General features: G+C 67.9%; 14 protein-coding genes. 6 read left to right on the top strand and 8 right to left on the bottom strand.

The window, feature by feature from the left end:
• The first annotated feature begins 93 nt into the window (after positions 1–93).
• The 3 genes from C1925_RS17525 (at position 94) to C1925_RS17535 (ending at position 6350) form a co-directional block, all read left to right on the top strand.
• On the top strand, positions 94–1110 hold the full coding sequence (locus C1925_RS17525) for a glucokinase family protein (protein WP_108770011.1): 1017 nt from the start codon (positions 94–96) through the stop codon (positions 1108–1110).
• A 150-nt stretch (positions 1111–1260) separates the two neighbouring features.
• Positions 1261–3885: a TonB-dependent receptor gene (locus C1925_RS17530; RefSeq protein WP_108770012.1), complete on the top strand. Its 2625-nt coding sequence runs from the start codon at positions 1261–1263 to the stop codon at positions 3883–3885.
• Positions 3886–4010: 125 nt separating this feature from the next.
• The gene (locus C1925_RS17535; protein ID WP_108770013.1) at positions 4011–6350 is read left to right on the top strand and encodes a family 20 glycosylhydrolase; all 2340 of its coding nucleotides are present in this window, start codon (positions 4011–4013) and stop codon (positions 6348–6350) included.
• A gap of 67 nt (positions 6351–6417) precedes the next feature.
• Here C1925_RS17535 and C1925_RS17540 read toward each other — a convergent pair whose 3' ends face one another.
• Together C1925_RS17540 and C1925_RS17545 are read right to left on the bottom strand one after the other, a co-directional pair.
• Positions 6418–6810, bottom strand: a complete 393-nt coding sequence (locus C1925_RS17540) for a hypothetical protein (protein WP_108770014.1) — start codon at positions 6808–6810, stop codon at positions 6418–6420.
• The gene (locus C1925_RS17545; RefSeq protein WP_108770015.1) at positions 6807–7991 is read right to left on the bottom strand and encodes an SAM-dependent methyltransferase; all 1185 of its coding nucleotides are present in this window, start codon (positions 7989–7991) and stop codon (positions 6807–6809) included. The genes C1925_RS17540 and C1925_RS17545 overlap by 4 nt, the downstream gene beginning before the upstream one ends.
• A 58-nt stretch (positions 7992–8049) precedes the next feature.
• Between C1925_RS17545 and C1925_RS17550 the strand changes: the two genes are divergently transcribed.
• Positions 8050–8787, top strand: coding sequence for a pteridine reductase (locus C1925_RS17550; RefSeq protein WP_108770016.1), 738 nt, complete (start codon positions 8050–8052; stop codon positions 8785–8787).
• 58 nt (positions 8788–8845) lie between these two features.
• Here C1925_RS17550 and folK read toward each other — a convergent pair whose 3' ends face one another.
• Complete coding sequence (folK, locus tag C1925_RS17555) at positions 8846–9331, bottom strand: 2-amino-4-hydroxy-6-hydroxymethyldihydropteridine diphosphokinase (RefSeq protein WP_108770017.1); 486 nt, start codon at positions 9329–9331, stop codon at positions 8846–8848.
• A gap of 94 nt (positions 9332–9425) precedes the next feature.
• Between folK and C1925_RS17560 the strand changes: the two genes are divergently transcribed.
• Positions 9426–10175, top strand: coding sequence for a 20S proteasome subunit A/B (locus C1925_RS17560; RefSeq protein ID WP_108770018.1), 750 nt, complete (start codon positions 9426–9428; stop codon positions 10173–10175).
• A 71-nt stretch (positions 10176–10246) separates the two neighbouring features.
• On the opposite strand, the gene C1925_RS17565 is transcribed toward C1925_RS17560, so the two are convergent.
• The 4 genes from C1925_RS17565 to C1925_RS17580 all read right to left on the bottom strand — a co-directional run bounded on the left by C1925_RS17565 (position 10247) and on the right by C1925_RS17580 (position 14514).
• The gene (locus C1925_RS17565; protein ID WP_108770019.1) at positions 10247–11758 is read right to left on the bottom strand and encodes an ATP-binding protein; all 1512 of its coding nucleotides are present in this window, start codon (positions 11756–11758) and stop codon (positions 10247–10249) included.
• A 4-nt stretch (positions 11759–11762) separates the two neighbouring features.
• Positions 11763–12203: a response regulator gene (locus tag C1925_RS17570; RefSeq protein ID WP_108770020.1), complete on the bottom strand. Its 441-nt coding sequence runs from the start codon at positions 12201–12203 to the stop codon at positions 11763–11765.
• Positions 12200–14014, bottom strand: a complete 1815-nt coding sequence (locus tag C1925_RS17575) for an ATP-binding protein (protein ID WP_108770021.1) — start codon at positions 14012–14014, stop codon at positions 12200–12202. The genes C1925_RS17570 and C1925_RS17575 overlap by 4 nt, the downstream gene beginning before the upstream one ends.
• 128 nt (positions 14015–14142) lie before the next feature.
• Positions 14143–14514 carry a BON domain-containing protein gene (locus C1925_RS17580; RefSeq protein ID WP_108770022.1) on the bottom strand — a complete coding sequence of 124 codons (372 nt, stop codon included), beginning with the start codon at positions 14512–14514 and terminating at the stop codon, positions 14143–14145.
• Between the two features lie 171 nt (positions 14515–14685).
• On the opposite strand from C1925_RS17580, the gene C1925_RS17585 reads away from it, so the two are divergent.
• On the top strand, positions 14686–15729 hold the full coding sequence (locus C1925_RS17585; protein ID WP_108770023.1) for an oxidoreductase: 1044 nt from the start codon (positions 14686–14688) through the stop codon (positions 15727–15729).
• Positions 15730–16299: 570 nt separating this feature from the next.
• On the opposite strand, the gene gnd is transcribed toward C1925_RS17585, so the two are convergent.
• Positions 16300–17205 (bottom strand): phosphogluconate dehydrogenase (NAD(+)-dependent, decarboxylating), encoded by a 906-nt coding sequence (gene gnd, locus C1925_RS17595; RefSeq protein WP_108770025.1) that lies wholly within the window; start codon positions 17203–17205, stop codon positions 16300–16302.
• Between the last annotated feature and the right edge of the window lies 1 nt (position 17206).

The following is a 17206-nucleotide window of genomic DNA, read 5'->3' on the forward strand; positions in this document are numbered from 1 at the left end:
GAACTCGTTGACATCGTTGTCAACGCAGTTACAGACTCCGCCCCATCGACGGGCCTTTCGTGGGTCCGCTTCCCACCTGCAGCAGGAGCCCGCGTGACCGCCAGCCATCCCGCCCCGGCCCATGTCCTGTCCCGCGTCGCGCCCTCGTTCCTGGCCGCCGACGTCGGCGGTACCCATGTGCGCGTGGCAAGGGCACAGGCCAGCGGCGACGAGGCCCATCCGGTGCAGCTGCTGGAATACCGCAAGTACCGCAATGCGGACTATGCCGGCCTGAGTGCGATCCTCACCGACTTCCTCGGTGACAGCGCGCGGCCCAGCCAGTGCGTGGTCGCCACCGCCGGCTTCGCCCGCGAGGACGGCACGGTGATCACCGCCAACCTGCCGTGGCCGCTGTCGGCCCGCCAGGTGGAAGCCGAGGTCGGCCTGCAGCACGTGCACATCGTCAACGACTTCGAAGCGGTGGCCTATGCCGCGGCGCAGGTTGACGCAAGCGGCGTGCTGCACCTGTGCGGCCCCGAGACCGCGCCGCGCGGCCCGACCCTGGTGGTCGGCCCCGGTACCGGCCTGGGCGCCGCGCTGTGGATCCCCACTCCGCACGGCCCGGTGGTCCTGCCCACCGAAGCCGGCCAGCCGACGCTGGCCGCAAGCACCGAACTGGAAATGGCCATCGTCCGCCACATGCAGCGCGACCGCGCGCACGTGTCGATCGAACATGCGCTGTCCGGCCCCGGCCTGATGAACCTGTACCACGCCATCTGCGCCCTGCAGGGGCAGACCCCGGTGCTGGCCAGCCCGGATGCGGTGACCGCCGCAGCCATGGCCGGTACCGATGCCCTCGCCCGCCAGGCGCTGGATGTGTTCTGCGGCCTGCTCGGCAGCACCATCGGCGACATGGCGCTTTTCTACGGCGCGCAGGGTGGTGTCTACCTGGCCGGCGGCATCCTGCCGCAGATCCGCGAATACCTGCATGCCAGCACCTTCGTCGAACGCTACCTGCAGAAGGGGCCGATGGGCGAAGCGCTGGCACGCATCCCGGTGAAGGTGGTCGAGCACGGGCAGCTGGGCGTCATCGGCGCCGCCAGCTGGTTCCTGCTCCACGCCAACGCCTGAACCGCAGTACGCAGCAAGCAGTACGCAGCACCGCAGTACGCACGACGCACTGGAATCGCACCATCGCGCCCGGCAGCCCCTGCTGGCGCCAGGCATGACCTGCCATTCGTTCGCCGCCGACAACGCACATCAGTGATGAGGAGAGACATCATGAACACCCGCAAGACTCTGCTTTCGGCAGCCATCGTCGGCTGCCTCGCCTTCTCGGCGCACGCCCAGCAGGCTACCCCGCAGGACCTGGACACCGTGCAGGTGGTGGGCATCCGCGCCAGCCTGGAAAAATCGCTGGACACCAAGCGCAACAACGTCGGTGTGTCCGAAGCGATCACCGCCGAGGACATCGGCAAGTTCCCCAGCACCAACGTTGCTGAAGCGCTGTCGCAGATCCCGGGCGTGACCCTGGACCGCCGCTTCGGCCAGGGCGAGCGCGTCAGCATCGACGGCACCGACCCCAGCCTCAACCTGTCCTTCCTGGACAACCACCCGGTGGCGCAGGCCATCTGGCTGTACGGCGAACAGCCCAACCGCGGCTTCGACTACACGCTGCTGGCCCCGCAGATCCTGGGCCGCGCGGAGATCATCAAGTCGTCCGAAGCGCGACTGACCGAAGGCAGCCTCGGCGGCACCGTGCTGATGCACACCCGCCAGCCGCTGGACCTGAAGCAGAACGAAGTGGCCGCCTCGGTGGGCTACAGCTACAGCCAGCAGGCCAGCGAAGGCAAGCCGAACGCGGCCGTGCTGTACAGCTGGAAGAACAACGACGAGACCTTCGGCGTGGCCGTCTCGGCCCAGCACTACGAAGAAGCCGTCGACCGCCAGGGCAAGGAAGTGTTCGGCTACACCAAGGCCAGCACCTTCCCCAATGCCACCGGCGTGGCTGCCGACGTGGACGTGCCGAACTCGTTCAACGCCGCCTGGTTCCAGCAGGAACGCAAGCGCGACAGCGCCGTGGTCAACCTGCAGTTCAAGCCGACCGATGAGCTCGAGTTCAACCTGAGCGGCATGTACATCAAGGAAAAGTTCGACAACTACAACCAGTCGCTCTATTCCTTCCTGACCTGGAACCCGGGCACCGTCAACGCCGTCAACCAGCTCGGCGACGTGCGCAACGGCGTGGCCACCAGCGGCCACTCCAATGCCAGCGCCATCGCCAACAGCGGCACGCTGATCTATGACAACAACGTGCGTCTGTCCGAAGTGGTCACCAAGGGCGTGGACCTGCGCGGCGCCTGGAAGGGCGAAAGCTGGGGCGTGACCGGCCAGGCCGGCCAGAGCAAGTCCGACAACAAGAACCTGGCCCAGTACTTCATCGAGCCGTTCTACAACGGCGGCTTCAGCTGGAACATGGACAAGGGCATCACCTTCGATGACCCGGCAGGCGCCCGCGACCCGGCCAACTGGGGTTCGGCCGGCGGCTGGTTCGGCAACAACGGCGTGTTCTCCACCGAGAGCAAGGACACCTACGCCCAGCTCGACTTCAACGTCCAGTTCGACAGCATCTTCAACCAGCTGCAGTTCGGCGTGCGCCACGGCAAGCACGATGAAGCCTTCACCCTCAACGTGTACGGCGGCGTCACCCCGGGCACCCTGGCCGACGTCGGCACCATCGGCCTGACCGACATCCAGGGCTTCACCAACGACCAGGGCCGCCACGTGCAGGCCGGCCGCAACAACGTGCTGAACTGGGTGCGCAACAGCCCGATCGACTACAGCAACCCCGATCCGGCCAGCTACCTCAACAACAGCTGGGCGCTGACCCAGACCAACAACGCGGCCTACGCGCAGTTGAACTTCTCCAACGGCCCGCTGCGCGGCAACCTGGGCGTGCGCTACGTCGGTTCCAAGACCGAAGGCAGCGGCTTCGTCTACGGCGGCACGCCGACCCTGACCGACCTGGACAGCAAGTGGCAGACCCGCACCAAGAAGGAAGACTTCGTGCTGCCGTCGTTGAACGTCGCGTGGGACACCGACAACGACTGGGTGTTCCGCTTCGCCGCAGCCAAGGTGATCGCCTGGGCGCCGTACAACCAGATGGTCAACAACACCTTCCTCAACGACACCACCCTGACCGGTTCGGGCGGCAACGCCGATCTGTCGCCGTATGAGTCGTGGAACTTCAACGCCTCGGCCGAGTACTACTACGCGCCGCAGGCCGTGGTGGCCTGGTCGGTGTTCTACAAGAAGATCGACAACTACATCGATACCTCGGCCACCATCGAGCGCCAGTACAACTCGATCCGCGATACCTCGCCGGCCACCTGGGCGAACCTCGTCGGTACCAACGGCTGCACCGCCGACGGCTACTGCGATTACAGCATCCAGCGGCCGCGCAACGCCGGCAGCGGCCACGTCAAGGGCTTCAACATCAGCTTCCAGCAGCCCTTCGGCGAAAGCGGCTTCGGCCTGACCGCCAACTACACCTACGCCAACGGTGAGAACAACACCGGTGATCCGCTGCCGTACCAGTCGCGCAATGCCATCGCCTTCAGCCCGTACTACGAGAAGGGCCCGATCAATGCGCGCCTGACCTACAACTGGCGTGACAGCTACCTGGCCGGCGGCTACGTGGCCGGTGCCGCCCCGTCCAGCGTGGACGACTACGCGGAACTGGGTGCCAGCTTCGGCTACACCTTCAACGACAACTGGTCGCTGACGGTGGACGCGCAGAACCTGCTGGACGAGACCTACTTCCAGTACCTGGGCGACAAGGAACACCTGGCTGGCAAGTACAAGAGCGGCCGCCGCTACATGGCCACCCTGCATTTCAAGTTCTAAGACTGCACCCAGCTGCACATCGCGACGGGCCCGGATTTCCGGGCCCGTCGTACGATGGGAGACCGGAATCGCCGCCTGCGCGGCGGCCACGCGCGGCACAGCGAGCCGCCCACCACAGGAGTGAGATGATGCGACCCTTCCCCCTTGCCAGCATGCTGTTGGGCCTGGCGATGCTTCCCGCCGCCGCCCGCGCCGCCGATGCCCCGGCACTGGATACCGGCCCCGGCCCGCAGCTGCGCGCCGGCAGCCTGATGCTGATCCCCGCACCGGCCAAGGTGCAGCGCGGCAATGGCAGCGGCATCACCGTGGCCGCAGGCACAGCCCTGCGCGCCGACAGCGAAGCCGAGCAGCGCGTGGCGGGCCAGTTCGCCGATCTGCTCGCCCGCAGTGGCGGCCCGCGCCTGGCGCTGGCTACCGGCAAGGCCGCGGCCAAGGCCGGCGGCATCCGCTTCCAGATCATTCCCACCTTCCGCGATACCGGCGAGGGCTACACGCTGGAGAGCACCGCGCAGGGCGTGCTGGTACAGGCCGGCAACGAGACCGGCCTGTTCTACGGCGCCACCACGCTGGCCCAGCTGGCCACCGGCGGCAGCCAGGGCACGCTGCCGGCTGTGCAGATCCAGGATGCGCCGCGTTTCAGCTGGCGCGGCTTCATGCTCGACTCGGCGCGCCACTTCCAGAGCCTGGACGAGATCAAGCGGGTGCTCGATGCGATGTCCGCGCACAAGCTCAACACCTTCCATTGGCACCTGACCGATGACCAGGGCTGGCGCATGGAGATCAAGCGCTACCCGAAGCTGACCGAGGTCGGCAGCTGCCGCCTGCCGGCCGGCGATGGCGGCCTCGATCCGGTGACGAAGCAGGAATACCCGTACTGCGGTTTCTATACGCAGGACCAGATCCGCGAAGTGATCGCCTATGCGGCCAAGCTGCACATCCAGGTGATTCCGGAAATCGACGTGCCCGGCCACGCCACGGCCGCGATCGCCGCCTACCCGGAACTGGGCTCGATCAGCACGCCGCTGAAGCCGATCAGCGAATGGGGCGTGTTCCCCAACCTGTTCAACGTCGAGGACGGCACGGTCACCTTCCTGGAGAACGTGCTGGAGGAAGTGATCCAGCTGTTCCCGGCGAAGTACGTGCACGTGGGTGGCGACGAAGCGGTCAAGGACCAGTGGATCGCCTCGAAGCAGGTGCAGAAGCGCATGCGCGAGCTGGGCATCAAGGATGAGATGGCCATGCAGAGCCACATCATCAAGCGCCTGGAAACCTTCCTGGAAGAGCACGACCGCCGCCTGATCGGCTGGGACGAGATCCTCGAAGGCGGCCTGCCGCCGCAGGCCACGGTGATGTCCTGGCGCGGCACCGAAGGCGGCCTGGCCGCGGCCAGCAGTGGCCATGACGTGGTGATGTCGCCGGTCAGCCACCTGTACCTGGACTACCTGCAGACCGGTTCGCCGAACGAGCCGCCGGGCCGCCCGGCCCAGGTCAACCTGGCCAAGCTGTACAACTTCGAGCCGGTGCCGGCCGAGCTGGCCGCCGACAAGCGCGGGCACATCCTCGGCCTGCAGGCGAACATGTTCACCGAGCACACCCGCACCTACGCACGCCTGCAGCACAACCTGTTCCCGCGCCTGGCCGCGGTGGCCGAAACCGGCTGGAGCGCGCCGGAGCATCGCGATTTCCGCGATTTCGTCGCCCGCCTGCCGGCGCAGCTGCAGCGCTACCGCGCCTGGGGCCTGGCCTATGCGCAGACCCCGTTCGAAGTGGGCGTGGGCCATACCGACGACCGCGCCGCGAACACGGTGACGGTGTCGCTGGCCAATCCGCTGGGCTATGAAGTGCGCTACAGCACCGATGGCACGCCGGTGACCGCCAGCTCGCCGCTGTACCAGCAGCCGCTGACCCAGCCGCTGCCGGCCACCGTGCAGGCCGCTGCGTTCTTCCAGGGCCAGCCGCTGGCGGCCGCACCGACCGTGGCGTCCTACACCGCACAGTCGCTGCTCAGCCGCCACAGCGAGGAACTGCGCAGCTGCGTGGGCGAGAAGGGCCTGGTGCTGCGCCTGGAAGACGATGGCCCGCGCGAAGGTGCGCGCAAGGTGTTCACCGTGGACATCTTCCAGCCGTGCTGGCGCTGGCCGGCCGCGCAGCTCGATGGCATCGGCAGTGTGGAAGTACGTGCCGGGCGCATTCCGTACTACTTCCAGCTGGCCCACGACGAGCCGGCGCGCAAGTTCGAGAAGGCCAAGAGCCGCAACGGCGAAATGCTGATCCGCCGTGGCGATTGCACCGGCAAGGTCGTGGCCCAGGTGCCGCTGCCGGCCAGCACCGATGCCGATGGCTTCGTCACCCTGCGCGCGGCGCTGCCGAAGGGCGTATCGGGTACGGACGATCTGTGCATCAACTTCACCGGCGATACGCGCCCGGCGATGTGGGTGCTGGATGAGGTGACGCTGCAGAAGTGATGCGGGGCATGGCCCGGGGTCGGATCCCTTTCCGCAGGAAAGGGCTCTGACCCCGAGCGCGGTTACCTCAACCGCGCCAGCGCAGCAGGATGTCGCGCAGCGGGGTCAGCGCGGTCGCCAGGCCCGACAGCACCCCCACCGTGTTGGCCAGCGCATCCATCGGATCGGCACTGCGGTTGCTGGTCAGCGCGCCCTGCGCGAACTCGATGCCCACGCCCATCAGCACCAGGCCCACGCCCGCCCACAGCAGCGGCGTGCCTCGCCGGAACAACTGCACCGCGCTGCCGGACAGGATGAAATAGGCCAGGAAGTGCTCGACCTTGTCGCCGTTCTCCGGCAGGTCGATCGGCGGCGGCGGGATCAGGCAGACCACGATCACCACCAGTACCGCCAGCAGCCACAGCGCGGTCCACAGCCGCGGCCGACGCAGCGGCTTGATCACCGGCAACCCTGCGCTCACAGGCGCCAGCTCAGGTCACCCAGCTCGAAGGCCGGTTCGAAATCCACCTCGCGCTGCAGGCCGATCACCTGGAAGCGTTCGCCCATCTCGGTCGGCAGGGTCAGCTTCTTCACCTGGTCGCGCAGCTGGATGCGGCCCACTTCATCGGTGCGCTCTTCGGCCAGCACCAGCACCTGGTCCAGGCCATTGCCGAGCAGGAAACTGGACTGGCTGCAGTAACCGGCCAGTTCGAAGCCACCGTGCAGGCCGGCCTCGGCCATGGCGGTGAAATCCACCGACGCGGTGATGTCCTGCAGGCCCGGCCAGCGGTACACCTCGTTGTGCACGTGGTGGCGGTAGAACGCGCGCACGGTGCCGTCGTCGCGGTCGTGCTGGTAGAACTCGCCACGGTTGTAGCCGTAATCGACGAACAGCATCGCGCCACGCTGCAGGCCACCGGCCACCGCCTGCAGCCAGTACGGCAGCTGCGGCAGCACTTCGGAGCGGTAGCCATCGGCGAAGGGTTTTTCCAGGTAGCGCTCGAGGTGGCGCACCGCGCCGTTGAGCAGCACGTCGGCCGGCTGCGCGCCGCGCATGAAGTTGCCCTCGCCATCCAGCTCGACGGTTTCCTCGTAGACCTCGCCGTCCTTGATCAGGAAGCGCGGGGTCGGCAGCGCGTCGATCACCTCGTTGGCGAACACCACGCCGTCCCAGTCATCATCGAACGGGCGGTCGACCCATTCCACGCGGTTGGCCAGCTCGGCCGGCAGGTTCTGCTGCAGGCGCTGCTGCTGGCGCTGGCGCAGGTCCGCGCTGGGCTCGAGGATGGCGTAGCGTGCCGGCAGCGCGTTCAGTTCGGCCAGGCGCAGCAGCACGGCCTCGGCAAAGGCGCCGGTGCCGCCGCCCAGCTCCAGCATGCGCGCGTGCGCGTCCAGCTGGGCGAACACCGGGGCCAGCGCGTTGGCCACGCTGCCGGCGAACAGGCTGCCGAGCTCGGGCGCGGTGGTGAAATCACCACTGCCGCCGAACTTGCTGGCGCCAGCGCTGTAATAGCCCCAGCCGGGGGCGTACAGGCACAGCTCCATGAAACGCGAGAACGGGATCGCCCCGCCCTGCGCAAGGATTTCGGCACGCAGGGCGGCCGCCAGCTGGTCGCTGTGGGCCAGGGCGTCGGCTTCAGGCAGGAGGAAGGTGGGCTGCATGGTGTCTTCGAATGCGGTGACAATGGTGCACAGGATAGCCGAGCCTTGGAGGACCCTCATGAGCGACACCGCCCCCGTGGCCCTGATCACCGGCAGCGCCCGCCGGATCGGTGCGGCCATCGCCCGCCAGTTCCACGCCTGTGGCTGGTCGGTGGTGCTGCACGCCCATACATCCAGCGCCGAGCTGCAGCAGGCCGCGTTCGATCTGGAGAACATCCGCCCGGGCAGCGTGCTGGCTCTGCAGGCCGACCTGCGCGACGCCGATGCCCTGCCCGACCTGGTCGAACAGGCCGTGGCCCACTTCGGCCGTCTGGATGCGCTGGTCAATAACGCCTCCAATTTCTTCCCCACCCCGTTCGGCCAGGTCACCGCCGAGGCCATGGACGAGCTCTACGCGGTCAACGCCCGGGCTCCGCTGCTGCTGTCACAGGCGGCCGCGCCCTACCTGCGCCGCCAGCAGGGCTGCATCGTCAACCTGACCGACCTGCATGGCACCGACCCGATGCGGGACCACGTCGCCTACGCCATGGCCAAGGCCGCACTGGAGATGGCCACCCGTTCGCTGGCGCTGGAGCTGGCGCCGAAGGTGCGGGTGAATGCCGTGGCGCCGGGCGCGATCCTGTGGCCGGAACAGGGCAAGGATGATTTCGCCCGCGAGGCGCTGCTGGCGCGCACGCCGCTGGCCCGCATCGGCACCGTCGAGGAGATTGCCGAGGCGGTGTACTGGCTGGTGGCCGAGGCCAGCTTCGTCACCGGCCACACCCTGCGCGTGGATGGCGGGCGTACGGTCAGCTGAAATGTTGCCGGCCAGCGGCCGGCACTACCGGTAGTGCCGGCCGCTGGCCGGCAACCCTTCATTCCAGGTCCACGACCTCGAACGCTTCGCCATGCTGCTTGTGCGCACGCCACAGCGTGGCCAGATCCTGGCCGCTCACCGGATCGATGAAGTCCGGGGCGATGTCCGCCAGCGGCTTCAGTACGAAGGCATGCTTCAGCTCCGGTCGCGGGATGCGCAGGTGGCCGGGGCCCTCCACCACCAGGTCGCCGTAGAACACCACGTCGATATCCAGCGTACGGTCGGAGAAGCGCGGCCCGCTGCGGTCGCGGCCGTGCGCGTCTTCCAGCGCGTGCAGCCAGTCGTCCAGTTCCTGCAGCGGCAGATCGGTCTCGATCGCCACGCCGTTGTTGAGGAAGGCCGGGCCATCGAAGCCGACCGCGGCCGTGCGGTAGGCCGGTGATACCCGCAGCGCGCCGAAACGCTCGCGCAGGGCCGTCACCGCGGCGTGGAGGTAGCGGCGCGGCTGGACGTTGCTGCCCAGGCTCAGGAGCACGGTGGTCATGCGGTTCCGGTGACGGCGTTCAGGGGGTGGGGTGGGCATGCCATCGTCACGGCGGCCTGCCTACAATCCGGGACGCACATGATAGGACACCCACATGACCTATTGCGTTGGAATCGAGGTGGACGAAGGCCTGGTCTTCGCCGCCGACACCCGGACCAATGCCGCCCTGGACGATGTCCGCGTGCACCGCAAGCTGCACGTGTTCGAGTACCCCGGCGAGGCGACCTTCGTATTGATGGCCGCCGGCAACCTGGCCACCACCCAGCTGCTGGTCTCGCGCCTGCAGCGTGATGCCGCCGAAGCGCGCACGCCCAACCTGCAGCAGATGACCCACCTGTTCGAAGCCGCCGCCTACGTGGGTGGGCTGCTGGTGGACAGCCAGGTGAAGTGCCAGCACACCGAACACGGCCACGACGGCGTCAACACGCAGGCCACGCTGATCTTCGGCGGGCAGATCGCCGGCGAGCAGCCGGGCCTGTACATGGTCTACCCGCTGGGGAATGCCATTGCCGCCTCACCGGAGACGCCGTACCTGCAGATCGGTGAATCCAAGTACGGCAAGCCTATCCTCGACCGCATCCTCGGCCCGGCCACGCGGCTGGAAGATGCCGCGCGCACGGCGCTGCTGTCGCTGGACTCGACCATCCGTTCCAACCTGTCGGTGGGCCTGCCGATCGACATGGTGATGCTGCGCAAGGGCGAACTGCAGGTGGGCCAGCAGCTGCGCTTCACCGCCGATTCGCCGCTGTATGCCGACATCCACAACAACTGGTCACGGCGGCTGGAGCAGGCAGTGGCAAGCCTGCCGCGGTTCCCGTGGGAAGCGCCCGGCACCGACCAGTAAAAGCCGCCGGGCATGGCCCGGCGCTACCGGGTCACGGTGACGGTAGTGCCGGCCGCTGGCCGGCAGCCCCTTCAACCCAGTGCTTCAGCCACCGCGCGGAATACCTGCTGCATCTGCAGCGGCTTGCGCAGCACATGCACGTCGATGCCCGCCGGGAAGGCGCTGGTGTCCAGCTGCACCGCGGCCTCTTCCAGTACCAGCGCCGGGCCGGCGTAGCCCAGCGTGGCCATCTCGCCCAGCAGCTGGCTGGCCGGCAGCAGCCGCGAGCCGGCATCGGCAATGACCAGCGCCGGCATGGCTTCCTGCTGCATCCAGCGCAGCGCGGCCGGGCCGTCGGAAGCCAGCTGCAGCTGGTAGCCCTGGCTCGACAGCGCATTGCCCAGCAGCGACAGGCGCGTGGCTTCGCCATCGACCACCAGGATCGACTGGCCACTGCCCAGCGCCACCAGCTGTTCGACCGGTTCACCGCCCTCGGCCAGCTCATGCATCGGCAGCCGCAGTTCGAACCGCGTGCCCTGCCCCAGCTGGCTGCTGACATGGATGCTGCCACCGGCACCTTCGACGATGCGCTTGCAGGAAATCAGGCCCAGCCCGGTGCCGTCGGCCTTGGTGGTGAAGAACGGATTGAACAGGTGCGACAGCGTGTCGGCGTCCATGCCGATGCCTTCGTCGTCGACCACGATGCGCAGCCAGTCCACGCCTTCGCGTTCGCCGGCATGTTCGGCGGTCAGGCTCAGGCGCCCGCCCTGCGGCATCGCCTGGATCGCATTGAGCGCCAGGTTCAGCAGCACCTGCTGCAGTTCGGTGTAATTGGCGTCGACCGCCAGCCCTTCGTCCTGCACCTCCAGTTCGAGGTTCACCGCCTCGGGCACGTTGCTGCGCAACAGCAGCGCCACGGCCTGGAACAGATCATCGATGAAAATGCGCTCGCTGGGATTGCGCGAGCCACGCACGAAGGACAGCATCGATTCGGCCATCTCGTGGCCACGGCGGCCGCACTCGGCGATGACATCGGCCAGGTGGTGCAGCTGCGGGTCTTCGGTACGCGCCTTCAGCAGGTCCGGCATGATCAGCAGCGGCTGCAGGATGTTGCGCAGGTCGTGGCTGAGGCCGGCGGCAAGCAGCGAGAGGCTCTCCAGCCGCTGCGCGCGCATCAGCTCGGTTTCCACGCGCGTGCGCTCCACCGCGCTGCGCGCATCACGCACCGCGCGCGCCACCGCCGACGGCAGGCGCGCCGGGTGGTGCTTGATGATGTAGTCGTTGGCGCCCTTCTGCAGGGCCTCCACCGCGTTCTCCTCACCCATCGTGCCGGAGACGAAGATGAAGGGAACATCCGGTGCGGCCTCGCGCACGATGCGCAGCGCTTCGTCACCGGAGAAACCCGGCATGCTCAGGTCCGAGAGCACGATGTCCGGCGCGAAACTGGCCAGCGCCTGGCGCAGCTCGGGGCCGCTCTCCACGCGCTCGAAACGGGCGTCCAGGCCCGCGTCGAGCATCTGTTCGGACATCAGCTCGGCATCTTCCGCTGAATCTTCCACCAGCAGGATGCGCAGCGCCCCGAGGGCCGGACCGGTCAAGGGCATGGCCTTACTCGACGTCCGGTGCCTGGTTGATCAGCGCCCAGAACTTGCCCAGGGTCTGCACCGCGCCGAAGAACTGGTCCACGTCCACCGGCTTCACCACGTAGGCGTTCACGCCCATGTCCCAGCTGCGCGCCAGGTCGCTTTCCTCGCGCGAGGACGACAGGATGACCACCGGCAGCCGCTTCAGTTCGTCATGCTCGCGGATCTGCCGGAGCACTTCCAGGCCATCCATGCGCGGCATCTTGATGTCCAGCAGCAGCACCGCCGGCAGGCCCTCTTCGCGGCCGGCCCAGGCGCCGCGGCGCAGCAGGTAGTCCATCACTTCCACGCCGTCCTCGACGTGCACGATGGGGTTGGCCAGGCGGGCTTCCTGCAGCGCATCGATGGCCATTTCAGCGTCGGCCGGGCTGTCTTCGGCCAGGAGGATGGTGCGCAGCGTCGTCATGCGGAAGACCCTTGGTTGACTGCATCCAGTGCCGGAGGCAGATAAAAATGGAAGGTGGCGCCGGCGTCGGGCGCGGCTTCGGCCCAGATGCGGCCGCCATGGCGGGTCAGCACGCGGCGGACGCTGGCCAGACCGATGCCGGTGCCGGGGTAGTCACTGGCCTTGTGCAGGCGCTGGAACACGCCGAACAGCTTGCCGGCGTAGGCCATGTCAAAGCCTGCACCATTGTCGCTGACCGTGAACTGATGGCCGCCATCGGCCTGCTGCTGGTAGTCCACGCGGATCTGCGCCGGGTCACGGTTGCCCGAGTACTTCACCGCGTTGCCGAGCAGGTTCAGCCACACCTGGCGCATCATGTTCTCGTCGGCCACCACGATCGGCAGCGGCGCGATGTTCCACTCCACGTGGTGGGCCACACCGCTGCTTTCGGCATCGGTCTTCAGGTTGGCATCGAGCATGGCCCGCGTGTCGGCCACCAGCGTCTGCATGTCCACCGCCTGCTGGCGCATCGCCGCACGCCCCAGCCGCGAGTAGACCAGCAGGTCGTCGATCAGTGCCGCCATGCGCCGCGCCGAACCGGAGATCACGTCCAGGTAGTGATGGCTCTTCTCGTCGGCGCCCTCGCCCAGGTGCCGCGACAGCTTGTCGGAGAAACCGGCGACGTGGCGCAGCGGCGCGCGCAGGTCGTGCGATACCGAATAGCTGAAGGCCTCCAGCTCGCGGTTGACCTCCGAGACCTGGGCCACCTTGCCTTCCAGCTGGCGGTTCAGTTCTTCCACGCGCCACTGCACGGCGCGCTGCACGGTCACGTCGCTCACCGTCATCAACACCACTTCATCATCGGTGTCGGGCAGCGGCATGCGCCGCGCGTTGATGAGCATGTAGCGCACCGTGCCGTCGGTGCGCTGTTCGTGTTCGAAGTCCCACAGTTCGCGCCCACGCAGCAGCACGTCGGACAGGCGCTGGCGCACCACCGGATCCTGCCACGCGCCTTCGCCGACATCGGCCAGCAGCGTGCCGTCGGCACGTTCGTCCTGCAGCCCGTACAGTTCGGCGAACGCCGGGTTGTGCAGCTGCACGCGCAGGTCGCGGTCGAGCAGCACGATGGGCTCGCGCACGGTCTGCAGCACCGAGGCGGCACGCGCGGCCGCGCGCAGCGACTGCCGCTCGGCCTGCAGGCGGCGGCCGATCTGCCGCTGCAGCAGCCACAACACCAGGCCCAGCAGGCACAGCTGCACCACCAGCGAGCTCCACGAAACCAGTTCGGTCTGCCTGTGCTGGCGCGCCGCCGTCTCGGCCCGCGCCGCCAGCAGCTTCTGTTCGCTGGCCTGCAGTTCTTCCACCAGGCCACGGATCGGGTAGCGCGTGCTCAGGTCCTGCACCAGCTCGCGCTGGTCGGTGTTGGGTTCCGAGCGCGCCAGCTGGCGGGCCAGCGCCATGCGCCCTTCCAGCATCGACTCGATGCGGCCGATGCGGATCAGCTGGTCGGGGTTGTCGCGGGTCATCCGGGCCAGCTCGGTCAGCCGCCCGGGGATGTCATTGGCCTTGGCCATGCGCTCGCGCAGGCCGGGGGCATCCACGCCCTTGGACAGGGTCAGCGCCGCCGACTCGACGTCGCGCACGTCGGCCTGCAGCTGCTGCAGCGCCACGCCGACCGCCTGCGTGTGGCTGACCCAGGCCATCGCCTGTTCGTTGTCCTGCTGCAGCTGACGCAGGGTCAGCCAGGGGACGATGATGATCGCAGCAGCAGCGAGTGCCAGGGCAGGCAGCCGCCAACGGTCCCAGATGTCATCACTGAACACCAGCGCCATGATCCATCGTCAACGAAGCGATGCCGCCAATATAGCGCAGCCGTTCACTCCGGGAGAATCGGGCAGAGGCAGCACGACAAGGGCGCCCCTCGCGGGACGCCCCTGTCCACTTCAAGCGAGCGCCGGGATCAGCGCTTGGCGGCGGCGTTGACCTTCAGCGCGGCCGAATCGACGCGGGTCACGCCCTTGATGCCCTTGGCGGTGGTGACGGCCTTGTCCTTCTCGGCCTGGGTGGCAACGGTGCCGCTGAGGCTGACCACACCGTTGACCGTTTCCACCTTCACTTCGGTGCCCGGGACATTGCTGCTGGCCAGCAGGTCGGCCTTCACCTTGGTGGTGATCCAGCTGTCGGTCACCGGCTCGTTGGAGTCGTGGCGATCGGCGTGGGTCATCGCAGCATGGTCGGCCTTCGGCGGGTCCTTGGCCATGACGGCCGAAGAAGACAGGGCCAGGCCCAGGGTGAGGGACGAAGCAATCAGGGTACGGGTCAGGTTGCTCATCGTGCGGTGCTCCTTCTGGATGTGCTGCCAGTCTGGACAGGTGCCTGTGTTGCACGCGTCGGGCCGGGGTCACGCTGCCGTGAATCCGCGAAAGGCAACGGTAACCGTTCAGTTTTGCCTCGCCCGTAACCACGTTCTACGCTTTGTCTCCCCCACCCTGCGGAGCCGTCCATGCGCCCCGACCTGCAACTGGCCCTGATCGGCTACGGCCTGGCCGGCCGTGTCTTCCACGCCCCGCTCATCCAGCACACGCCCGGGCTGGCCCTGCACAGCATCGTCAGTTCGCAGCGCGACACGCTGCTGCGCAGCTTCAGCGATGTGCACGTGCGCGCCACCGCGCAGGAGGTGTTTGATGACCCCGCCGTGGACGCGGTGGTGATCGCCACGCCGAACGAGCAGCACGCGCCGCTGGCGATTGCCGCATTGGCCGCCGGCAAGCACGTGCTGGTCGACAAGCCGTTCGCGCTGGACGTGGCCGAAGCGGAAACGGTGCTGGCCGCCGCGCGCGATGCCGGGCGCATCGCCACGGTGTTCCAGAACCGGCGCTTCGATGCGGATTTCCTCACCCTGCAGGCGCTGCTGGCCGAGGGCACGCTGGGCGAGGTGGCCGAATGCCATGCGCATTTCGACCGCTACCGGCCGCAGGTGCGCGATCGCTGGCGCGAACAGGAAGGACCCGGCAGCGGCCTGTGGTACGACCTCGGCCCGCACCTGCTGGACCAGATGCTGATGCTGTTCGGATGGCCGCAGGCGATCGACGCCGATCTGGCGGTGCAGCGCGAAGGCGGCAGCGGCGTCGACTATTTCCATGCGGTGCTGCATTACCCACGGCATCGCGCGATCGTGCATGCCGGTTCGATGGTGGCGGCGCCGACGCCGCATTTCGCGGTGCATGGCCGCGACGGCAGCTGGGTCAAGCACGGCCTGGACGTGCAGGAAGCGCAGCTGCGCCGTGGCGTGGCACCGGGCGCGCCCGGCTGGGGCATCGACCCGCGGCATGGCGAGCTGCTGAGCTGTGATGCGGAGGACAACGTGCAGCGCACGACGGTGGACAACCAGCCGGGCGACTACCGTCGGCTGTATGCGCAGTTCGCGGCGGCGATGCGTGGCGAGGGCGAGCCGACGGTGAGTGCGGAGCAGGCGCTGCAGCTGATGCGGTTGCTGGAGGCGGGGAGGGTGAGTGCGCGCGAGGGACGGCGGGTGGTGTTGGGGTGATCGGCAGGGCTGCGCCCTGCACCTGCGGTAGTGCCGGCCGCTGGCCGGCAACCTCAACGTCAAAAGCTGGCTATCCGTGGGATGGCGGGGTGGGTCCGGTTGAGGGGGACGCCGTAAACCCGTCCATGGGGGCTTGGTCGCGGCATCCATGCCGCTCACACCCCCTCAACCGGACCCACCCCGCCTTCGACAGTTTCCCGCGGGCTGTTGGAACCTGCTGCTGATGTTGGGTGCTGATGTTGGGTGCTGATGTTGGGTGCTGATGGTAGGTGCTGTTGGTGGGTGCTGTTGGTGGGTGCTGTTGGTGGGTGCTGTTGGTGGGTGCTGTTGGTGGGTGCTGTTGGTGGGTGCTGTTGGTGGGTGCTGTTGGTGGGTGCTGTTGGTGGGTGCCGACCGTTGGTCGGCACGGGGTCGGATCCCTTCGGCAACGCCGAAGGGCTCTGACCCCGTCGTGCACCGGCTGGATCCACGCCATGCGTGGATGTCCTGAAAACGATCGGAACGGGCTTCTGCGGCTTCCTGGGGTCAGAGCCCTTTCCTGCGGAAAGGGATCCGACCCCGTTTTGAGGCTTACGACTTCTTGATGGCGTGGCCGCCGAATTCGTTGCGCATCGCCGAGAGCAGGCGGTCGGTGAACGAATTGGATTCGCGCGAGCGCAGGCGTTCCAGCAGCGACAAGGTGATCACCGGCGCGGGCACGTCCAGGGCAATCGCTTCGGCGACGGTCCAGCGGCCTTCGCCGGAATCCTCGACGTACGGGGCGATGCCATCCAGCGACGGATTGCGCTTGAGTGCTTCGGTGCTCAGGTCCAGCAGCCAAGAACGCACCACGCTGCCGTGGCGCCAGACTTCGGCCACCTGGGCCAGGTCCAGTTCCATTTCCTGCTTGCGCTCCATCAGCGCGAAGCCTTCGGCATAGGCCTGCATCATTCCGTACTCGATGCCGTTGTGGACCATCTTCGTGAAGTGGCCGGCGCCGGACGGGCCGACACGGCCCCAGCCGCGGTCTTCGGCCGGGGCCAGGGTGCGCAGCAGCGGCGCAACCTGTTCGACCACCGACGCGTCGCCACCGACCATCAGGCTGTAGCCTTCCTGCAGGCCCCAGACGCCACCGCTGGTGCCGCAGTCGACGTAGCCCAGGTCATCCTCGGCCAGCGCCTTGGCGCGGCGGATCGAGTCCTGGTAGTTGGAGTTGCCGCCGTCGATGACGATGTCGCCCTCGGCCAGGTGCGGGGTCAGCTGGCCCAGGGTCTGGTCGACAGTCTCGCCGGCCGGCACCATCAGCCACACTACGCGCGGCACCGGCAGCGCGGCAACCGCCGCGGCCAGCGAATCGACAACCTCCAGGCCGGCTTCGGCGGCGCGCTGGCGGGCGCTTTCGCCCGGGTCGTAGCCGACCACGCGGTGGCCGCCGCGATGCAGGCGTTGGGCCATGTTGGCGCCCATGCGGCCGAGGCCGATCATTGCAATGTCCATT

Source organism: Stenotrophomonas sp. SAU14A_NAIMI4_5, from assembly GCF_003086795.1.
GTDB lineage: Bacteria > Pseudomonadota > Gammaproteobacteria > Xanthomonadales > Xanthomonadaceae > Stenotrophomonas.

Bases quoted from the DNA above. Each gene is read 5' to 3' on its own strand.
- C1925_RS17575 (WP_108770021.1), bottom strand. From the start codon at position 14,014: ATGGCGCTGGTGTTCAGTGATGACATCTGGGACCGTTGGCGGCTGCCT.
- C1925_RS17565 (WP_108770019.1), bottom strand. From the start codon at position 11,758: ATGCCCTTGACCGGTCCGGCCCTCGGGGCGCTGCGCATCCTGCTGGTG.
- C1925_RS17585 (WP_108770023.1), top strand. From the start codon at position 14,686: ATGCGCCCCGACCTGCAACTGGCCCTGATCGGCTACGGCCTGGCCGGC.
- gnd (WP_108770025.1), bottom strand. From the start codon at position 17,205: ATGGACATTGCAATGATCGGCCTCGGCCGCATGGGCGCCAACATGGCC.
- C1925_RS17545 (WP_108770015.1), bottom strand. From the start codon at position 7,991: ATGCAGCCCACCTTCCTCCTGCCTGAAGCCGACGCCCTGGCCCACAGC.
- folK (WP_108770017.1), bottom strand. From the start codon at position 9,331: ATGACCACCGTGCTCCTGAGCCTGGGCAGCAACGTCCAGCCGCGCCGC.
- C1925_RS17570 (WP_108770020.1), bottom strand. From the start codon at position 12,203: ATGACGACGCTGCGCACCATCCTCCTGGCCGAAGACAGCCCGGCCGAC.
- C1925_RS17560 (WP_108770018.1), top strand. From the start codon at position 9,426: ATGACCTATTGCGTTGGAATCGAGGTGGACGAAGGCCTGGTCTTCGCC.
- C1925_RS17535 (WP_108770013.1), top strand. From the start codon at position 4,011: ATGATGCGACCCTTCCCCCTTGCCAGCATGCTGTTGGGCCTGGCGATG.
- C1925_RS17580 (WP_108770022.1), bottom strand. From the start codon at position 14,514: ATGAGCAACCTGACCCGTACCCTGATTGCTTCGTCCCTCACCCTGGGC.
- C1925_RS17550 (WP_108770016.1), top strand. From the start codon at position 8,050: ATGAGCGACACCGCCCCCGTGGCCCTGATCACCGGCAGCGCCCGCCGG.
- C1925_RS17530 (WP_108770012.1), top strand. From the start codon at position 1,261: ATGAACACCCGCAAGACTCTGCTTTCGGCAGCCATCGTCGGCTGCCTC.